Annotated in this window: 18 protein-coding genes; 7 read left to right on the plus strand and 11 right to left on the minus strand. The window is 74.0% G+C overall.

Going from position 1 to position 15,596, the window contains the following annotated elements; all coding sequences use genetic code 11:
- The first annotated feature begins 202 nt into the window (after positions 1-202).
- The 5 genes from KZQ38_RS12425 (at position 203) to KZQ38_RS12445 (ending at position 3,477) form a co-directional block, all read left to right on the plus strand.
- Entirely contained in the window at positions 203-1,012 is an 810-nt protein-coding gene (locus tag KZQ38_RS12425; RefSeq protein ID WP_219441351.1) for a hypothetical protein, read from the plus strand.
- Positions 1,009-1,365, plus strand: a complete 357-nt coding sequence (locus KZQ38_RS12430; RefSeq protein ID WP_219441353.1) for a YidH family protein — start codon at positions 1,009-1,011, stop codon at positions 1,363-1,365. The genes KZQ38_RS12425 and KZQ38_RS12430 overlap by 4 nt, the downstream gene beginning before the upstream one ends.
- A 3-nt stretch (positions 1,366-1,368) precedes the next feature.
- The gene (locus tag KZQ38_RS12435) at positions 1,369-1,659 is read left to right on the plus strand and encodes a DUF202 domain-containing protein (protein ID WP_219441355.1); all 291 of its coding nucleotides are present in this window, start codon (positions 1,369-1,371) and stop codon (positions 1,657-1,659) included.
- A 164-nt stretch (positions 1,660-1,823) separates the two neighbouring features.
- Positions 1,824-3,104 (plus strand): MFS transporter, encoded by a 1,281-nt coding sequence (locus KZQ38_RS12440; RefSeq protein WP_219441357.1) that lies wholly within the window; start codon positions 1,824-1,826, stop codon positions 3,102-3,104.
- Positions 3,105-3,111: 7 nt separating this feature from the next.
- Positions 3,112-3,477 carry an RNA-binding S4 domain-containing protein gene (locus KZQ38_RS12445; protein WP_219441359.1) on the plus strand — a complete coding sequence of 122 codons (366 nt, stop codon included), beginning with the start codon at positions 3,112-3,114 and terminating at the stop codon, positions 3,475-3,477.
- 261 nt (positions 3,478-3,738) lie between these two features.
- Here the strand turns inward: KZQ38_RS12445 and KZQ38_RS12450 are convergent, their stop codons facing one another.
- The 3 genes from KZQ38_RS12450 to KZQ38_RS12460 are packed head-to-tail and all read right to left on the minus strand — an operon-like array spanning position 3,739 to position 5,575.
- The gene (locus tag KZQ38_RS12450) at positions 3,739-4,647 is read right to left on the minus strand and encodes a hypothetical protein (RefSeq protein ID WP_219441361.1); all 909 of its coding nucleotides are present in this window, start codon (positions 4,645-4,647) and stop codon (positions 3,739-3,741) included.
- Entirely contained in the window at positions 4,644-5,171 is a 528-nt protein-coding gene (locus KZQ38_RS12455) for a sigma-70 family RNA polymerase sigma factor (protein WP_308258359.1), read from the minus strand. Before KZQ38_RS12455 ends, KZQ38_RS12450 begins: the two co-directional genes overlap by 4 nt.
- On the minus strand, positions 5,168-5,575 hold the full coding sequence (locus KZQ38_RS12460; protein ID WP_219441363.1) for a hypothetical protein: 408 nt from the start codon (positions 5,573-5,575) through the stop codon (positions 5,168-5,170). Before KZQ38_RS12460 ends, KZQ38_RS12455 begins: the two co-directional genes overlap by 4 nt.
- Positions 5,576-6,253: 678 nt before the next feature.
- Here KZQ38_RS12460 and KZQ38_RS12465 point away from each other — a divergent pair.
- Entirely contained in the window at positions 6,254-6,940 is a 687-nt protein-coding gene (locus KZQ38_RS12465) for a helix-turn-helix transcriptional regulator (protein ID WP_219441365.1), read from the plus strand.
- An 18-nt stretch (positions 6,941-6,958) separates the two neighbouring features.
- On the opposite strand, the gene KZQ38_RS12470 is transcribed toward KZQ38_RS12465, so the two are convergent.
- From KZQ38_RS12470 to KZQ38_RS12500, 7 genes are all read right to left on the minus strand, one after another.
- Complete coding sequence (locus KZQ38_RS12470) at positions 6,959-7,714, minus strand: SDR family NAD(P)-dependent oxidoreductase (RefSeq protein ID WP_219441367.1); 756 nt, start codon at positions 7,712-7,714, stop codon at positions 6,959-6,961.
- Positions 7,711-8,892 carry an MFS transporter gene (locus KZQ38_RS12475; protein WP_219441369.1) on the minus strand — a complete coding sequence of 394 codons (1,182 nt, stop codon included), beginning with the start codon at positions 8,890-8,892 and terminating at the stop codon, positions 7,711-7,713. Before KZQ38_RS12475 ends, KZQ38_RS12470 begins: the two co-directional genes overlap by 4 nt.
- Positions 8,893-8,971: 79 nt before the next feature.
- Complete coding sequence (locus tag KZQ38_RS12480; RefSeq protein ID WP_219441371.1) at positions 8,972-9,550, minus strand: TetR/AcrR family transcriptional regulator; 579 nt, start codon at positions 9,548-9,550, stop codon at positions 8,972-8,974.
- Positions 9,551-9,583: 33 nt separating this feature from the next.
- Positions 9,584-10,099: a quercetin 2,3-dioxygenase gene (locus tag KZQ38_RS12485; protein WP_219441373.1), complete on the minus strand. Its 516-nt coding sequence runs from the start codon at positions 10,097-10,099 to the stop codon at positions 9,584-9,586.
- A gap of 14 nt (positions 10,100-10,113) precedes the next feature.
- On the minus strand, positions 10,114-11,100 hold the full coding sequence (locus KZQ38_RS12490) for a GNAT family N-acetyltransferase (RefSeq protein WP_219441375.1): 987 nt from the start codon (positions 11,098-11,100) through the stop codon (positions 10,114-10,116).
- A 22-nt stretch (positions 11,101-11,122) separates the two neighbouring features.
- Positions 11,123-12,310 (minus strand): acyl-CoA dehydrogenase family protein, encoded by a 1,188-nt coding sequence (locus KZQ38_RS12495; RefSeq protein WP_219441377.1) that lies wholly within the window; start codon positions 12,308-12,310, stop codon positions 11,123-11,125.
- 29 nt (positions 12,311-12,339) lie between these two features.
- A complete protein-coding gene (locus KZQ38_RS12500; protein ID WP_219441379.1) occupies positions 12,340-13,803 on the minus strand; it encodes an FAD-binding oxidoreductase in 1,464 nt (487 codons plus the stop codon).
- A 267-nt stretch (positions 13,804-14,070) separates the two neighbouring features.
- Here KZQ38_RS12500 and KZQ38_RS12505 point away from each other — a divergent pair, with 267 nt between their 5' ends.
- Entirely contained in the window at positions 14,071-14,985 is a 915-nt protein-coding gene (locus KZQ38_RS12505) for an NADP-dependent oxidoreductase (protein ID WP_219441381.1), read from the plus strand.
- A gap of 3 nt (positions 14,986-14,988) precedes the next feature.
- Here the strand turns inward: KZQ38_RS12505 and KZQ38_RS12510 are convergent, their stop codons facing one another.
- Positions 14,989-15,348: a DUF2203 domain-containing protein gene (locus KZQ38_RS12510; RefSeq protein ID WP_219441383.1), complete on the minus strand. Its 360-nt coding sequence runs from the start codon at positions 15,346-15,348 to the stop codon at positions 14,989-14,991.
- Between the last annotated feature and the right edge of the window lie 248 nt (positions 15,349-15,596).

The following is a 15,596-nucleotide window of genomic DNA, read 5'->3' on the forward strand; positions in this document are numbered from 1 at the left end:
CGCCCCCGTCCTCCCGCCGCCGCGCGTTCGTTGACCCACCGGGAACACCAACCGTATGACCTCGCCACGCCCGTCGGGTGCCGGCTCGCCCGATGGGGTGGGCGTGCCACGTCCGTCCACCGTGGATCGCCGGCCGCCGCGGCGAGCCGCGTGCTCGATACTGGTCCCATGGCGGTGGAGTCGAATGTCGAGGAGGTCCGGCGTGCCGGTTGCCGTGCGGTCCGCCGCTGAGGTGTTGCGCCGGTTGCCGTTCACGGTGACCGTGCTCGTGGTGATGTTGGCGGCCGGTGTGGTGACGGGATCGCTGTGGGCGGACGCCACCGAGGCGTCGTGGTACCCGACCGTCGCGTACGGCCTGCCGTCGTTGGAGGAAGGTCGGTGGTGGACGCCGTTGACCGGTGTGTTCTTCGCCATCGTGCCCGCGACCTACGTGCCGATGGCGGGGTCGTTCGCGTTGTTCGTCGGTTTCGCGGAGTGGCTGCGGGGGACGCGGTTCGCGGTGGTCGCCGCGGTGGTGGCGCAGGTCGGCGCGGTGCTGTTGAGCGCGGCCCTGCTGCTGGTGCTGCGGGGTACCGGCTGGCCCTGGGCGGTCGAGACGGCGGGGCTGGTGGACGTCGGCTTCTCGGCGGGCGCGCTGGCCGTGGGCGCGTTGCTGTCGGGGTCCGTGCCGCCGCCGTGGCAGTGGCGCGTCCGGCTCGGGTTGAGCCTGTACGTGGTGGCGTCGTTCGTGTTCGTCGGCTCGTTCGCGGACGTGTTGCACCTGGTCGCCGGTGTCGCCGGGTTGGCGGTGGGAACACGTCCGGTGCGCGTGCCGCGTCGGGAGGCCGTGCTGCTGGCGGCGGTGTCCGTGCCGCTGGTCGTGGTGTCGGGTGTCGCGTTGAGCTTGCTCCTGCCGTCGGTGAGCCCGCTCGGTGACACGACCCGGCCCGCGACGGTCGTGCTGGGCGTCGTCGTGGTGCTGCTGGTCGCGCCGCTGCTCGCGTTCGGCGTGCCGCGGAGGGCGGCCCGATGACGAAACCCCGCTGGCCGCGTGGCGTGTACGGCACGGGGCAGGAGCCCGACTACCGGTTCAGCTTCGCCAACGAGCGGACGTTCCTGGCGTGGATCCGCACCGCGCTGGCGCTGCTGGCCGCCGGTGTCGCGGTGGACGCCGTCGACCTCGGCCTGCCCGGCGTGCTGGAGACGGGCCTGTCGCTGCTGTTGATCGGGCTGGGGCTGGTGTGCGCCCTGGTGTCGTGGGTGCGGTGGGCGCGCAGCGAGCGCGCGATGCGCAACGACCAGCCGCTGCCGTCCTTCGCGGTGGGCGCGGTGCTGGTGGTCGGCGTGGTGGTGGCCGCGGTCGTCGTGCTGCTGCTGAAGGTCTGACCGGTGGAGCGGGGCGCGCAGAACGAGCGCACGGCGCTCGCGTGGCAGCGGACCGCGCTGGCGATGATCGCGGGTTCCGCCGTCCTGGCCCGGCTCACCGCCGACCGCCTCGGCGCGTACGCGCTGGTGAGCCTCGGGGTGACCACCGCGCTGGGCCTGGTGGTGCTGGTCGCCGCCCGGTGGCGGTACCGGGCCGGGCGGCGCGGCAGGCGGGGTGGCGCGGTGCTGCCCGCGGCCGTCGCCGGCGGCACGGTGCTGATGATCCTGGTGGAGGCCGCGGCGCTGCTGCGGTGAGGCGGAGGCGACGTTGTAGCGCTTCCCACACCCCCTGGTTCCCTTCTGTGCTACCGGGCCGACGCGGATGTGCTTACGGTGATCGCGACGGCGCGACCCCTGGTCACCCCCGGTCGCGCCCGGTACCCGGCCGCCCGCGGCCAACCCCGAGAGGAACCCGATCAATGTGCGCCGCCTGCGGTGTCCCGACCCATGAGCCGCCCGTAGCCGAACCGCCCCGCCGGTTCGCGGCGCTGCGCAACCGCGACTGCCGCCCGTACCTGTTCGGCACGGGCCTGGCGATGATGGCCGACAACATCGAGCACGTCATCACCTACTGGGTGCTGTGGGAGAAGTTCCAGTCGCCCGGTCTGTCCGGGTTCGCGGTGATCAGCCACTGGGCGCCGTTCCTGCTGCTGTCCATGTGGTTCGGCTCGCTGGCCGACCGCTTCGACTGCCGCCGCGTGATCCAGGCCGCGCAGGCGTTGTTCATGCTGGTGTCGGTGGCGTGGGGCGTGTTGTTCCTCACCGACTCGCTCCAGATGTGGCAGGCGTGCGTGCTGCTGGTGCTGCACGGCATCGCGGGTGCGATGTGGGGTCCGGCCGAGCAGATGATGCTGCACGACTTCGTGGGCGAGCGGGAACTGCCCAGCGCCGTGCGGCTCAACGCCACGTTCCGCAGCCTGGGCATCCTGTTCGGGCCGGTGATCGGCTCGGCGCTGTTGCTGGGCATCGGGCCCACGGCGGGCATCTTCGTGAACGTCCTGTTCTACCTGCCGCTGACGGTTTTCCTGTTCCGGACGAAGTTCACCGGCCACACCCGTGACCGGCACGTCCGGCCGCGGGTCGGGCTGCTGGAGTCGTTGCGGGTGCTGCGCGAGGTCGGCACCAACCGGACGCTGGTCAGCATGATCGTGCTGGCGGGGCTCGGGTCGTTCTTCGTGGGCGCGTCGATCCAGACGTCCATGCCGATCTTCGCCAACGACCTCGGCGTGGCCGGTTCGGCGGGCATCGCGTACGGGGTGCTGCTGTTCGCCAACGGCGCGGGCGGCGTGATCGGCGGCGTGCTGATGGAGACCACGCGGACCATCAAGTCCAACGTGCCCACGGCGGTGGCCGCGACCGCGATCTACGGCGTCACCACGCTCGGCTTCGCGCTCACCGGCAACTACCTGCTGGCGGTGGTGCTGCTGGTGGTGGGCGGCGTGGCGAACCTCGCCTCGATGTCCATCACGCAGACCGTGGTGCAGCTCCAGAGCCCGGCCGCCGACCGGGGCCGGGTCCTCGGGCTGTACGGCGTGTCGTCGGGCGGGCTGCGCACCGGCAGCGGGTTCACGGTGGGTCTGCTCGGCGTGGCCGTCGGTGTGCACGCCTCGCTCGCCTACAGCGCGATCGCCCTGTGCGTGGGCACGGTGGCGGCGGGCGTGCACGCCCTCATGGGCCGGCGGACGTCGCCGACGGCATGATGGGTGCGTGGAGTCGACCAGGGTGGACCGCTGGCTGTGGGCGGTGCGGCTGACCAAGACCCGTCCGGACGCGGCGGCGGCCTGCCGGGGTGGGCACGTGCGCGTCAACGACCGGCCCGCGAAGGCCGCCACGACGGTGTCGCCCGGTGACGAGGTCCGGGCGCGGGTCGGTGACACCACGCGGGTCGTCGAGGTGGTGCGGGTGATCCAGAAGCGGGTGGGCGCGGCGGACGCGGCGACGTGCTTCATCGACCGCACCCCGCCGCCACCGCCGGAGGTCGCCGTGCCGGTGGCGCGGCGCGAGCGGGGCGCGGGCCGGCCGACGAAGCGTGAACGCCGCGTCCTGGACCGCTTCCGCGCGGGCGGGTTCTGAGAACCCGCAATCCGGCCCTACCGGACGTACCGGGACACCCGGAACATGGGTGCCGTCCCGCACCGGTGACCGCGACCGGTCGGGGCGCACCGCCTCTCGGCGAGGTCGGCCGACCAGCGGACCGGCTCCCAGCTCCGCCGGTCCGCCGGGTCGGGCACGGGGTTCGCGGCGGCTGCCGACGCGGTCATTCCCGCGATGCCGCCGAGCGGACGCGGCGTCCCCGTGCCCGACCACGACCCGCGGTACCCGACCGGTCCGGCGTCAGCCGGTCAGCGGGTCGGCCACCCAGGTCCGCCGGTCCGCCGGGTCGGGCACGGGGTGCACGGCGGCGGCGAGGGCGGTCAGCGCCGGGGTTCCGCCCGGTGCCGCTCCGCGCCCCGGTGCCACCCGCACCGCGTACCGGCCGCCCGGGTCGAGCACGTCGACCCCGCCGTCCGACGTGACCGCCGGCCGGTCCGCGACCCGCGCGTTCGCCGTCACGTCCCGGTCGGGCAGGCCGTCGGAGCGCAAGCTCACCACGACCGTCCCGCCGTCGCCCGCGAGTTCCACGGCGGCCAGCTCCGGACCCGGGCGAACCGGCGACCGCACCGACACCAGGCGCAGCGGCGTGGTGATCCGGAACGGCACGGCGACCGGTGTGCCGCCATCGGCGACGACGGCCTGCGCCACCCGGTGCGCGCGGTTACGCAGGTCGGCGAAACCACCGTCCAGGCGGACCTCGCCCCACGCGCCGGGCGACCACTCCCAGACCAGGGTCGTCCCCGTCCACACGGCGGTGCGGCCGGCGACGTCCGGCACCGGTTCACCCGCCGGCCGCCGCCCGCCCGCGTGCAGGACCACCACGCCGGCCGGGGCGCCGGGCGAGTCCGCGCGGGTGAGCGCGATCTCCTGCCGGTCGACGCCGGTGGTGTAGCTCAACGGCGTGAAACCACCCGCCGTGCCGACCCGGGCGACCTGCCGCAGCGGGTCCAGCACGACCGCCGCCGGCTCGGGCGCGTGCTCCGGCAGCACACCGATCGCGGTGCCCAGCGCGACGCACACCGCCAGCGCGGCGAGCACGGGCCGGGCCCGCCGCCGACGCCTGCCGTTCCGGACGGCCCGAGCGACGTCGACCCGGGACGGCCCGGGTTCGACGTCCCGCAACGGGGCCAGGAAGTCGTGGTCGCTCATGACTCGGCGCCTCCCAGCATCAGCCGCATCGCCGCCAGGCCGCGTGCGGTCAGGGTTTTGACGTTGCTCTCCGAGCAGCGCAGCGCGGACGCCACCTCGGCCACCGGCCGGTCGGCGACGAACCGCAGCACCAGCACGGCCCGCGTCCGCGGTGGCAGGCGGCGCAGCGCCGCCCACACCACCTCGCGGGTCTCCGGGTCCGGCCGGCCGCTCGGCCGGTGCGGCAGCTCCGCCGGGTAGCCCACCAGCCGCACCAGCCGCCAGCGGCGGCGGTGCTCGTTGAGGAACGCCCGCACCAGGACCGCCCGCACGTAGGCGTCGCGGTCGTCCGCCGCGTTCGCCTTGCGCCAATGCGCGTAGAGCCGGGTGATGGCCTGCTGCACGACGTCGTCGGCGCGGTGCCCGTCACCGCACAGCAGCAGCGCCAGCCGCCGCAGCCGGGGCAGGTGGGTCCCGACGTAGGCGGTGAACTCCACGTCGTCGGCCACCACGACCCCTCCCGCGGCGACACCGACCGCCGTCACCCGGTCCGCCGCGCGAAGTGGCCGCGGGCGGCCGGCGACCACAGCAGGCACAGCACCACCGCGGACAACGCCCACCCGCACACCAGGTCGGCCCGCACCTCCACCGCCGGGTACGCGGCGAACACGAACGACCGGCCGATCGCCTGGAACGCCAGCAGCACCGTGATGGCGACCCGGCTCCAGCGCCGACCCGAGTGGACTTTCGCGGCCAACCACACGTACAGCACGGCGCTGACGGGGTGGTAGAAGGTGCCGGGGTTGAGCGTGGCCGCCTCTGGTGTCGCGACCAGCCGCCACACGTCCTCCACGACCACGGTCAGGTGGTTGAAGGCGTGGGCGCCGATACCGGCGGCGGCGACCAGGACGACGGGTGTGGCGGCCTTGGCGGTGTTCGCGACGAACATGGTGACCTCCAGGTCGAGTGGGCCTCTCGTCCCGGTGACACGGCCGGCGGGGCGTCAGGTCGTATGACGTGGGTCACAGCAAAGGGTTCGCCGTCGCCGGGCGGTCGGCCCGAACCCGGACACCGGGCACGCCTGTCCGGATGACGGGCGCTCGGCCGCCCCGGTGATCAGGGCGTCGCGCGGGTTCCCGAAGCGGCGTGCCGGTGGGGACATGGGGTGTTCGGATCGCGCGCCGCCGCTTACCTCGTGCGCCGCACGTGATCACCGCGTCGTGCCGGAGTGCCGCGCGGCGCGGCGATTTTCCCGCTGCGGCAACAATTCCGCACTGGCCGACGGGTGCTGTCGGCGCGTGCCGACGGTCGGTCGCCCGATCCGCGCCCAGCGGCCGGTACACCGCTCGGCGAAGTGGCGGCAACGGGCCGCCCGGCGCGGTGGAAATGCCCGGGAGGTGGCCCCGGGGAAAACGTCGGAGTTCGACGCTAATGGCCGCCGAAGGATCGTCGGTAAACCACCGGGAATACTGTCCGATGGATTCCGGGCGACCTCGGCCCGCGTTCTTCCGGGCTGTTGGGACAATGTTCCGGACGGCCCGCCCGCGCTGGTACTGCCCGTTCGCGCACCAGGCGTCGAGGATTGCCTGCTTGCTATACTCGCCGTGATCTTCCAAAGGGGGGCCGGATGGAACGTATCAGGGAGCGGATTGACCCGATCAGGGTAGTGGTGGGCATTCGGAACGAGTTGGCCCGATACGGCATGGAACGGCTGCTCGGCTCGTTGCCGAGGGTGTGCTCGCTGGAGATCCGGAATTCGCTCGACGAAGGGTGCCGCGCGCTGGACGAAGGGCGCTTCGACGTCTTCGTGGTGGCCCTCGGTGAGCTGGGCGCGCAGCCCGGCGACCTGCGCTTGGGCGCCACCGGCCCGCGTGCGGCGAAAATCCTCGTGATCATGGATTCGCTGGGTCCCGGTGACGTCCTGCGCGCCGCGGACGCGGGCGGCCACGGCTTTCTGGGATTGGCCGACGTGGACGCCGTCACCCTGGACGAGACGCTTCGCCGGATCGCCAACGGCGAGGTGCCGATGCCGGTCGGGATGGCGCACAGCCTGCTCGCCGGAGTGCGCAGCGGGCCACGCGCGAACGCGCTGCCGCCACCCCCACCGCTGACCGCGCGGGAACAGCAGGTGATGTCGCTGCTGGTGGAGGGAATGACCAACAAGCAGATCGCCCGCAAATTGCGCATCTCCTCCCACGGTGTCAAGCGGCTGGTCGCGAGCATTTTGGCCAAGTTGAACACGCCCAACCGGACGCTGGCCGTCGCGAAGGCGTTGCAGGACGGGTGGCCGGTCGTCACCGGAATCCGCGACTGACCGGCCACCGGCGGGCCGTCACACGACGCTGCCGCCGTCCACCACGAAATCGTGGCCGACGAAGAACGACGCCTCGTCCGAGCACGCCCACAGCACGGCGCGGGCGATCTCCGGCAGTTCGCCGACCCGGCCGATGGGGATGACCGGGCCGAACCGCGCGGCCCGCTCCTCCTCCGTCTCGCCGGGCGCGAGCGTCATCGTCGTGTCGAACGGGCCGGGGCTGATGGTGTTGATCCGAATTCCCTCCCGGATGTACTCGCGGGCGGCGGTGCGGCTGAGTGCTTCCACACCGGCCTTGGTGGCGGCGTACGCGCTGCCACCGGGCATGGTCGTGTGACGGCCGATGGTGGACGCGACGTTGACGATCACGCCGCCCCGCCCGCGCATCAACTCGATCTCGGCACGCAGGCACCGCCACGTGCCGGTCAGGTTGATGTCGACGGTCCGCAGCCAGCTGTCCTCCGCGGTGTCGGCGACCGGGCTGACCTCAAGCACGCCCGCGTTGTTGACCGCGACGTCGAGCCGGCCGTGCTCCGCGCGCACGGCGTCGAACAACGCCGCCGTGGCCGCGGCCGACGCGATGTCGGTGGGCACGGCCAACGCCGAACCGCCCGCCTGGTCGACCAGCTTCGCGGTGTGCGCCAACCGGTCCGCGTCCCGGCCGGCGAGCACGACGGCCGCGCCCTCCTCCGCGAACGCCACCGCCACCGCACGCCCGATACCGCTGCCCGCGCCGGTGACGAGCACGACGGCGTCCGCGAACCGCCCGCTCACCGGTCACCACCCGCGGTGGCCGGCGCGGGCGCCGGTGCGGGCGCCCGCCGGGACAGCAGTTCCGGCACGATGCTGAGCAGGCCGAGCACGGCCAGCCCCACGCCGATCCACAGCGGCGCGCGCAACCCGTACCCGGCGCTGATCGCCAGACCGCCGGTCCACGACCCGATCACGACGCCGAACGTGATCACCGACGTGTGCACGGTGTTCACCAGCGGCCGGCCGTTGGACGTCCGGATCACCCGCGCGGCCATCGCCGGGTTCATGGTCACGCCGACCAGGCCGACCGCGACCAGCGCGACCACCGCCACCACGGGGATGTCGGCGAACAGCCCGAACACCGCCAGCGAGGCGGTCAGCGACACCAGGCCGACGGCGAGCACGGTCATGGTGTGCCGGTCGGCGAACCGGCCGACCACCACGTTGCCGAGCACCGTCGCCACGCCGTACACGGCGAGCAGCACCGGCACCGTGCTCTCGCCGAACCCGCTGACGCCGGTGAGGATCGGGGTGAAGTAGCTGAACGCCACGAACGTCGCGCCGATGATCAGCGTGCTGGTCGCGTAGGCGGCCCACAGCCGCCCGTTGCGGAAGGCCGTCAACTCCTCCTTCAACCCCACGTCGCCGACGGCCCGCGTCGCGGGCACCACCTTGAGCGTGATCAACCCGATGAGCAGGGTCAGCGCGCCGACGGCCCAGAAGCTCGCCCGCCAGCCGAACTGCTGGCCGATCCAGGTGGCCGCGGGCAGGCCGAGCACGGTGCCGATCATCAGGCCGCCGACCACGATGGAGGCCGCCCGCCCGGCCCGCTCGGGACCCACGGTGTCCACGGCGATGGCGAACGACATGCCGAACACCGACGACGCGGCGACACCGGTGATCACGCGTGCCGCGAGCATCACCTCGTAGCTCTCCGCGACCGCGCCCAGCGCCTGGCCGAGGATGAACACGCCGAACAGCAGCAGCAGGGTGTTCTTGCGGGGGAACCTGAGCAGCCCGACGGTCAGCACGGGTCCGCCGAGCGCCATGGCGGCGGCGTACACCGAGATGAGGTAGCCGATCGCGGAGATCGACACGCCGAAGTCCGCGGCGAGGGCGGGCATCAGGCCCGACACCATGAATTCGCTGGTGGTCACGGAGAAGATCCCGAGCCCCAGCACGTAGACGGCGATTGGCATGTGCCCTGTCCCTCGATCGGTTCTTTACTGGTCGTCACAAAACTGGGGCGTGGGTGGGGCGACCGGGCCGTCCGGTCGCTCAGAGCGCGGCCAGGGTGCCTTCCAGGACGTCGACCAGCGCGGCGCGGTCGTGCACGACCTTGGCGAGGACCCGCAGGCCGTAGTAGCCCGCCAGGAACGAGCGGGCGAGCTGCCGGGCGTCGCGGTCGGTCGTGATCTCACCCGCCCGCTGGCCCGCCAGGATCACGTCGTGCAGCATCCCCTCGATGCGCGTGAACTGGGTGCGCACCTCGGCGGCCACCTCGTCGGTGCGGCCCGCCGCGTCGGAGGCCGCGTTGACGGCCAGGCAGCCGCGGTGCTCGGGGTCGTTCAGGTCGTGGTCGATCACGGCGGTCAGCAGCGCCCGCAGGCGTTCCTTCGCGCTGCCCGGCCCGTGCAGGATCTCGGCCTGCGCGGCGTGGCCGAGTTCGGCGTAGCGGCGCAACGCCTGCTGGTACAGGTTGGCCTTGCTGCGGAACGTGTTGTACAGGCTGCCCCGGCCGAGACCGGTGCGCGCGCAGAGGTCCTCGGTGGAGGTCGCCTCGAAACCCTTGGCCCAGAAGACTTCCAGGGCGGCTTCGACGGCGACCTCCTCGTCGAACTTCCTCGGTCTGCCCACGGCGGTCAGGCTAGCGGTTTTTGTGTGGACCGGTCAAATACTGTCGGTAGTCGGTTCGTCGCTGTTCCCGGGTGGTGGGAACGAGCCGTACCGCGTGCCGACCTCCACCACGCGCTCGACCGCGTTCGGCGTGGTCGGCGGCGGGGGAGTGCCCGGCACCGCCTCCCGGCCCAGCTCCCGGAAGAAGCCCTCGAACCCGCCCGGCGTGAACAGCAGGAGCTGCCGTGCGACGCGCGTGGTCCGGTTGCGGAACGCGTGGAAGGTGCCGCGCGGGATGAACACCAGGTCGCCCGCCACCGCCGTGTAGGTCCGGCCGCCCGCGTGGATCTCCAGCTCGCCCGCGAGGACGTAGAACGCCTCGTCCTCGTGGACGTGGTTGTGGATCGGCGGCCCGCCGCCGGGCGGGACGTCCGCCTCCAGCACGGTCAGCGAGCCGCCGCTGGCCTCCCGGTCCAGCTTCACGGCGTACACGTCGCCGTTGAGCCACACCGCCTCCCCCTCGCCGGCCGGCACGTGCACGGGTCGGGTCGCGCTCTGGATCTCGGTCATGCGGTCCTCTCGGGTCACCGGTGCAGCGGGTGCACGATCGCGTAGTGCAACTCGTCGCCGAACGACCCGTCGCGGTTGCGCAGCCGGGCCTTCCGCCGTCCCTCGTACTTCCAGTCGGCGCCCTCGACGCCCTTCGCGGACGCGATGTTGCCGATCTTCACGCCCGCCTCCAGGCGGGTGTAGCCGCCCTCCGCGAACGCCCACTCGGACACCAGGCGCAACGCCCGCGACAGGTAGCGGCGGCCCCGGAACCGGGGCACCAGGCCCGCGCCGACGTCCGCCACGCCTGGCGGCACGACCGGCCGCAACACCACCCGGCCCGCCACGTCGCCGGTCTCGTCGTCCACGATCGCCATCAGCGCCCGCGTGCCGACCACCCACTCCAGGGCGGCGCGGGCGGCCAGCGCCGCCGTCTCCTCCTCCGGCAGCGGATCGGTCAGCGCCCAGCGCAACGCCTCGTCGTTGACGTGCTCCAGGTGCAGTGCCGCCGCGTCCGCCGCGGTGGCGACCCGCAGCGTGATCACCCCGTCGCCGACACCACCCGCGGGCAGGTCCGGCAGCGCGGGCGGGATGGGGTCGCCGGGGTCGCCGGGCAGGCGGGCGAACACCGCGCCGTCCGCGTCGCCCCACGCGGTCGCCACCACGCCGCGCTGCACGCCCTCGAACCGGAAACCCGCGCCCAGCACGGCTTTCGCCTGGTCCACGTCGTCCAGCGGGCAGCGCACCTGCACCCGCCGCGCGCCACGCGCGAACGCCCACTCGGTCAGCGCGCGCAGGGTGTCCACCGCGAGGCCGTGGTCGTGCGGGTCGCGGTGCAGGGCGTAACCCAGGTCGGCCGCGGCGGGCCTGCCGTCCGGCAGCCGCACGGCGGCCGACCCGACGTCCTCGCCGGTCGGCTGCTCGACCACGGTGAACGTGGGCGACGCGCCCATCGCCGCGCGCAGCCGCACCAGGCCCGCGCGTCCCTCGGAAACCAGGCGCAGGTTCGTTCGCTCCGTCATGTGTGCCCCCAGGAGGTGACGGTCAGATGAACGGGTTCGCGGGCGATCCGCCCAGCACCAGCTCGCCCGCCGCGGCCACGATCGAGTCCTGCGCGACGGCGTGCTGGCACATCGTGTTCGTGTCGCGCAGCCACCGGTCCAGCAGCGACGTCGGCCGGTACACCGAGGCACCGCCCACCAGGTCGTACAGCCGGTTCACGATGGAACGCGCGGTGCGGAACGCGTGGTAGCGCGCCAGCGCGGTGGAGGCGCGCTCGTCCGCGGTGAGCCGCCCGCCCGCGGCCAGCCGCTCCCACTGGCGGTCGAGGTTGGCGTAGACGTTGGCGCGGGCCGCGGCCAGGTCCAGCTCCACCGCGCCGATCACCGCGCGCACGTGGTGGCTCTGCGCCCACGGCGTGCCGGTCGCCCGGTCCACGCGGGTCTCCGCGAGCTTGCGCACGTGGTCGATCGCCGCCCGCGCCACGCCCAGCGGCACGCCCGACATCTTGCGCAGCACGGCTTCCGGCGTCGCGTGCAGCGGACCCTCGCGCCGGGGTTCGTAGAAGCTGAACGAGTGCTCCTCCGGCACGAACAGGTCGGTCACCCGGTAGTCGCGGCTGCCGCTGCCCGCGAGACCGGTGGTGAACCAGGTGTCCACGATCTCGAACTGCTCGGGCCGCGCCAGCACCACCCGCCAGTGGACCGGTGCGCCGTCCGGACCCGGCTCGGGCTCGCCGTCCCGGTACACCACGCAGCCCGCGGCGAGCCGGTCGCAGTGCGTGCAGCCGCTGCCGAACCGCCACTCGCCGCTGACCCGGTAGCCGCCGGGCACCCGCTCGGCGCGGCCCTGCGGGTGGATCCACCCGGCGGTGATCAGGTCGATGTCGTCGAAGAACGCGCGTGCCGCCGGCTCCTCCAGGAAGCCGGAGTAGATCCCGGAGTCCATGCCGATCATGACGCACCAGGCGGCGGAGGCGTCGCCGGTCGCGAGCACCTCGATCACCTCCGCCTGCTGGGCCGACGTCATGCCGGGGCCGCCCCACGAGGTGGGCACCCCCATCCGGAACACGCCCGCGCCGCGCAGCAGCTCCACGACGTCGGCGGGCAGCTTGCGGGCCTGCTCGATCTCCGCGGCGCGGTCCCGCAGCACCGGGACGAGGTCCCGCGCGCGGTCCAGGATGTCGGCCGGGCTGAGGTAGGTCGGGGCGGGCAGCGTCTCGGAACCGGTCATCGGACGGCTTCTCCTTCCACGCGCGGGCGTCACGCGTACCGGCCGGGCGCGATGGTCCCGGTCGGGTCGAGGGCGGACTTGAGGCGGCGGGCCAGGTCGCGTGCCGCGGGGTCGGGGCTGAGCCGGTCGACCAGGTCGGCGTGGTCCACGTCGAGCCGGTACGGCGGGTAGCCCGCCGCGGCGAACAGCTCGTGCACCCGGTCCAGCGCGCGGTGCGCGCGGGCGGACTCCTCGGCCGTGCGGCGGAACTTCACCGGCACCACGAAGTCCACCAGGTCCGGGCCGAGGGCGTTGAGCGTCGCGCCGCAGCGGACGCCGGTCTCCTCCAGCACGCGGTCCAGCAGGCCCAGGGCGTGCCGGATGTCCGCGCCGGTGAACGGGACCATCGGCAGGAAGAACAACCAGCCCTCGCCGTGCCGGTCCACGTCGTCGGCGTGGTGGCCGAGGGTGGCCGCGAGGACCTCGTCGTTGAGCGCCGGGTCGCCCGCGTACAGGCCCGCCACGGTGCGTGCGATCAGGTCGGTCGGCGGTCCGGGCTCCTCGGTGAACAACCCGGCGGCCTCGGCGCGGACCACGTCCGCGAGAGCCGCCGCGGAGGCGGTCGTGCCCTCGACGCACACGTGCGCGAGGAAGCCGCCCACCGCGCCGCCGTAGAACTCGGCCGCGGTGAAGTCGAACACCTTCAGCACACCGCTCACCAGGCCCTGCGCCGACCACCGGCGCAGCCGGTCGATCGCGGGCACCAGGTCCTGCTTCGCGAACGACAGCCGCAACACGTGCCGCGCCTCCGCCCGCGGCGGCAGGTGCACCGCGGCGGCCGTCACGACGCCCAGGTCCGACTGGAGGAACAACGGCGCGAGGGACGGGCCCAGGCCGTGCCGGTACACCGACGTCGGCCGTTCGGGGTCCGGCCACCAGCCGACGTGCGCGAGCGTGCCGTCCGCGAGCACGACCTCCAGGCCCAGCACGTCGTCCACCCGCTGGCGGCGCAGGCCGACACCCCTGTCCAGGGCGTTGCCGACGACGCTGGTGTGCGCGGACGACGCGGTCAGGTTCAGCAGGCGGTCGGTGCCCGTGAGCAGCCGGGCGAGCCCGCCCTGCGTGACGCCGGGCTCGACCACCGCCCAGCCGCGGGCGGTGTCCAGGTCGCGCACCCGGTCGAGGCCGTCCAGGCGCAGCACCACGGCGTCGTCCCGGGCCGGTTCGGCGGAGCCCAGGCCCCAGTTGCGGCCCGTGCTGACCGGGTGCAGCCGGCCCGCGCCCGCGAACGCGCGCACCACCTGCCGCACCTCGTCGACGGTGCGCGGCGCGATGACGCCGGGCACGTCGCGGGACCGGAACTCGCTCACGTTCGGCCGGTGCGCGGCCGGGACGGGTTCGCCCTCCGGGCCGAGCCGGATCTCGACGCGGTCCGCGCCGACGATGTCGGCGGCGGCGTCCAGCGCGGCGCGCAACGCGCGCTGTCGGGGCGACGTATCGGCGGAGATGGTCATGACTGCCTCACTTGGGGAGCCTCCTCGGCGGCCACCGCCCGTGGTGACGGGCGCGGGCGGTGGGGTCGCGTGCGGGACGTGGGACCGCCCGTCGCGGCGGAAATTCTCGTGACGGCGCGGTCGGCGCGGGAGACCCGGAGGGTGCGGCGCAGTGGCGAGAGGGGGCCGGCCACCTGGCCAGGGCCGGGTGGCGCGCACCACGCTTGACCTCGACTCCGCTGGAGGTCGGAGACTGGTCGGCGAACCAACGCGAGGGGGAGTTCTCAGGTGCGGGCGATCGGTCTTTCGTCGTTCGGCGGACCCGAGGTGCTGGTGCCGGTCGAGGTGCCGGCGCCGCACGCGGGTCCGGGCCAGGTGCGGGTGCGGGTGCGCGCGGCCGGGGTGCAGCACTTCGACACCGGCGTGCGGCGTGGTTGGGCGCCGCCCTCGGTGCGGCTGGAGTTCCCGGTGGTGCCGGGCAACGAGTTCGCGGGCGAGGTGGACGAGGTCGGCGCGGGCGTGACGGGTTTCGGGGTGGGTGCGGAGGTCTACGGGTACACCACGCTCGGCTGCTACGCCGAGCACGTGGTGGTGCCGGCGGACCAGGTGGTGCGCAAGCCCGCCGGTATGCCGTGGCCGGTGGCGGGCGGGTTCGCCGCGAACGGCCAGGGCGCGCACCTCGCGCTGGGCGCGTTGGGCATCCGGCCCGGTGACACCGTGCTGGTGCACGGCGCGGCGGGCGCGCTGGGCACGTTCTCCGTGCAGCTGGCCCGGATCTGGGGCGCGGGCCTGGTGATCGGCACGGCGAGCGAGGCCAACCACGACCACCTGCGCTCGCTCGGCGCGGTGCCGGTCACCTACGGGGAGGGGTTGGTGGAGCGGGTGCGCGCGCTCGCGCCCGGCGGCGTGGACGCGGCCCTGGACCTGGTCGGGGAGGAGGCGTTGCGGGCGTCCGCGGAGCTGGTCGCGGACCGGAACCGGGTGCGCACCATGGTGGCGGACGACGTCGCAGTCGAGTTGGGCGTGCCCGTGCTGGCGGCGGCGCGGTCGGCGACCCGGCTGCGGGAGCTGAACGAGTATTACGAGATGGGGCTGATCACCATCCACATCCGGCACGCGTACCCGCTGGAGCGGGCCGCCGACGCGCACCGGGCCGTGGAGTCCGGGCACGGGCGCGGCAAGGTGGTGCTGACCGTGCCCTGACGGTCAGGGCAACCGCCGCCGTCCCGCGAACCCGAGGTCCGCGCGGTGGTACCAGGCCAGTTCCGCGTCGCCCTCCAGCCAGCAGAGGTGCACGGGCGTCCCGTCCAGCTCGGCGGGGAAGTCGACCAGCAGCGGCGCGAACCCCTTCAGCTCCGCGCCGGTCGCCTGGACCGCGCTCATCAGCTCGTCGAGCCGCGCCTGCGCGGCCTTGAACTCGGCCATGCCGCCCAGCGGGGTGCGCTCGCCCGCGGCGACCGCGGCGGACAGCTCGGCGGCGTCGGCGCGCAGGGCGACGATCTCGTCCAGCACCGGCCGGAGCCGTGCCAGCTCGTCCCGCGCTTCGGGCAGGGTGAAGAGTGCCAAGGGAGCTACCTCGCCAAGTGGTCCAGTCCAAGCCGCAGCCAGGTTACGGTGCCGGCGGCCCGGTCGGCTCGGCGGGCACGCACCCACCACTCCTCGGGACACGAGCGGACCGCGCACCGGCGCGGTGTCGCCGCGGACCGACCGCCGGTCCGCCCGGCGGGGGGCGGGCGGGGCGCCTCGCGCCGAGCCGGGGGCGGGCTGCGGCGGGTCGCGCGCGCGTGCCGGTGCCCCGGCGGGGGACGGGCGGC

The sequence above is a fragment of the Saccharothrix obliqua genome (genome assembly GCF_019375475.1).
GTDB lineage: Bacteria > Actinomycetota > Actinomycetes > Mycobacteriales > Pseudonocardiaceae > Actinosynnema > Actinosynnema obliqua.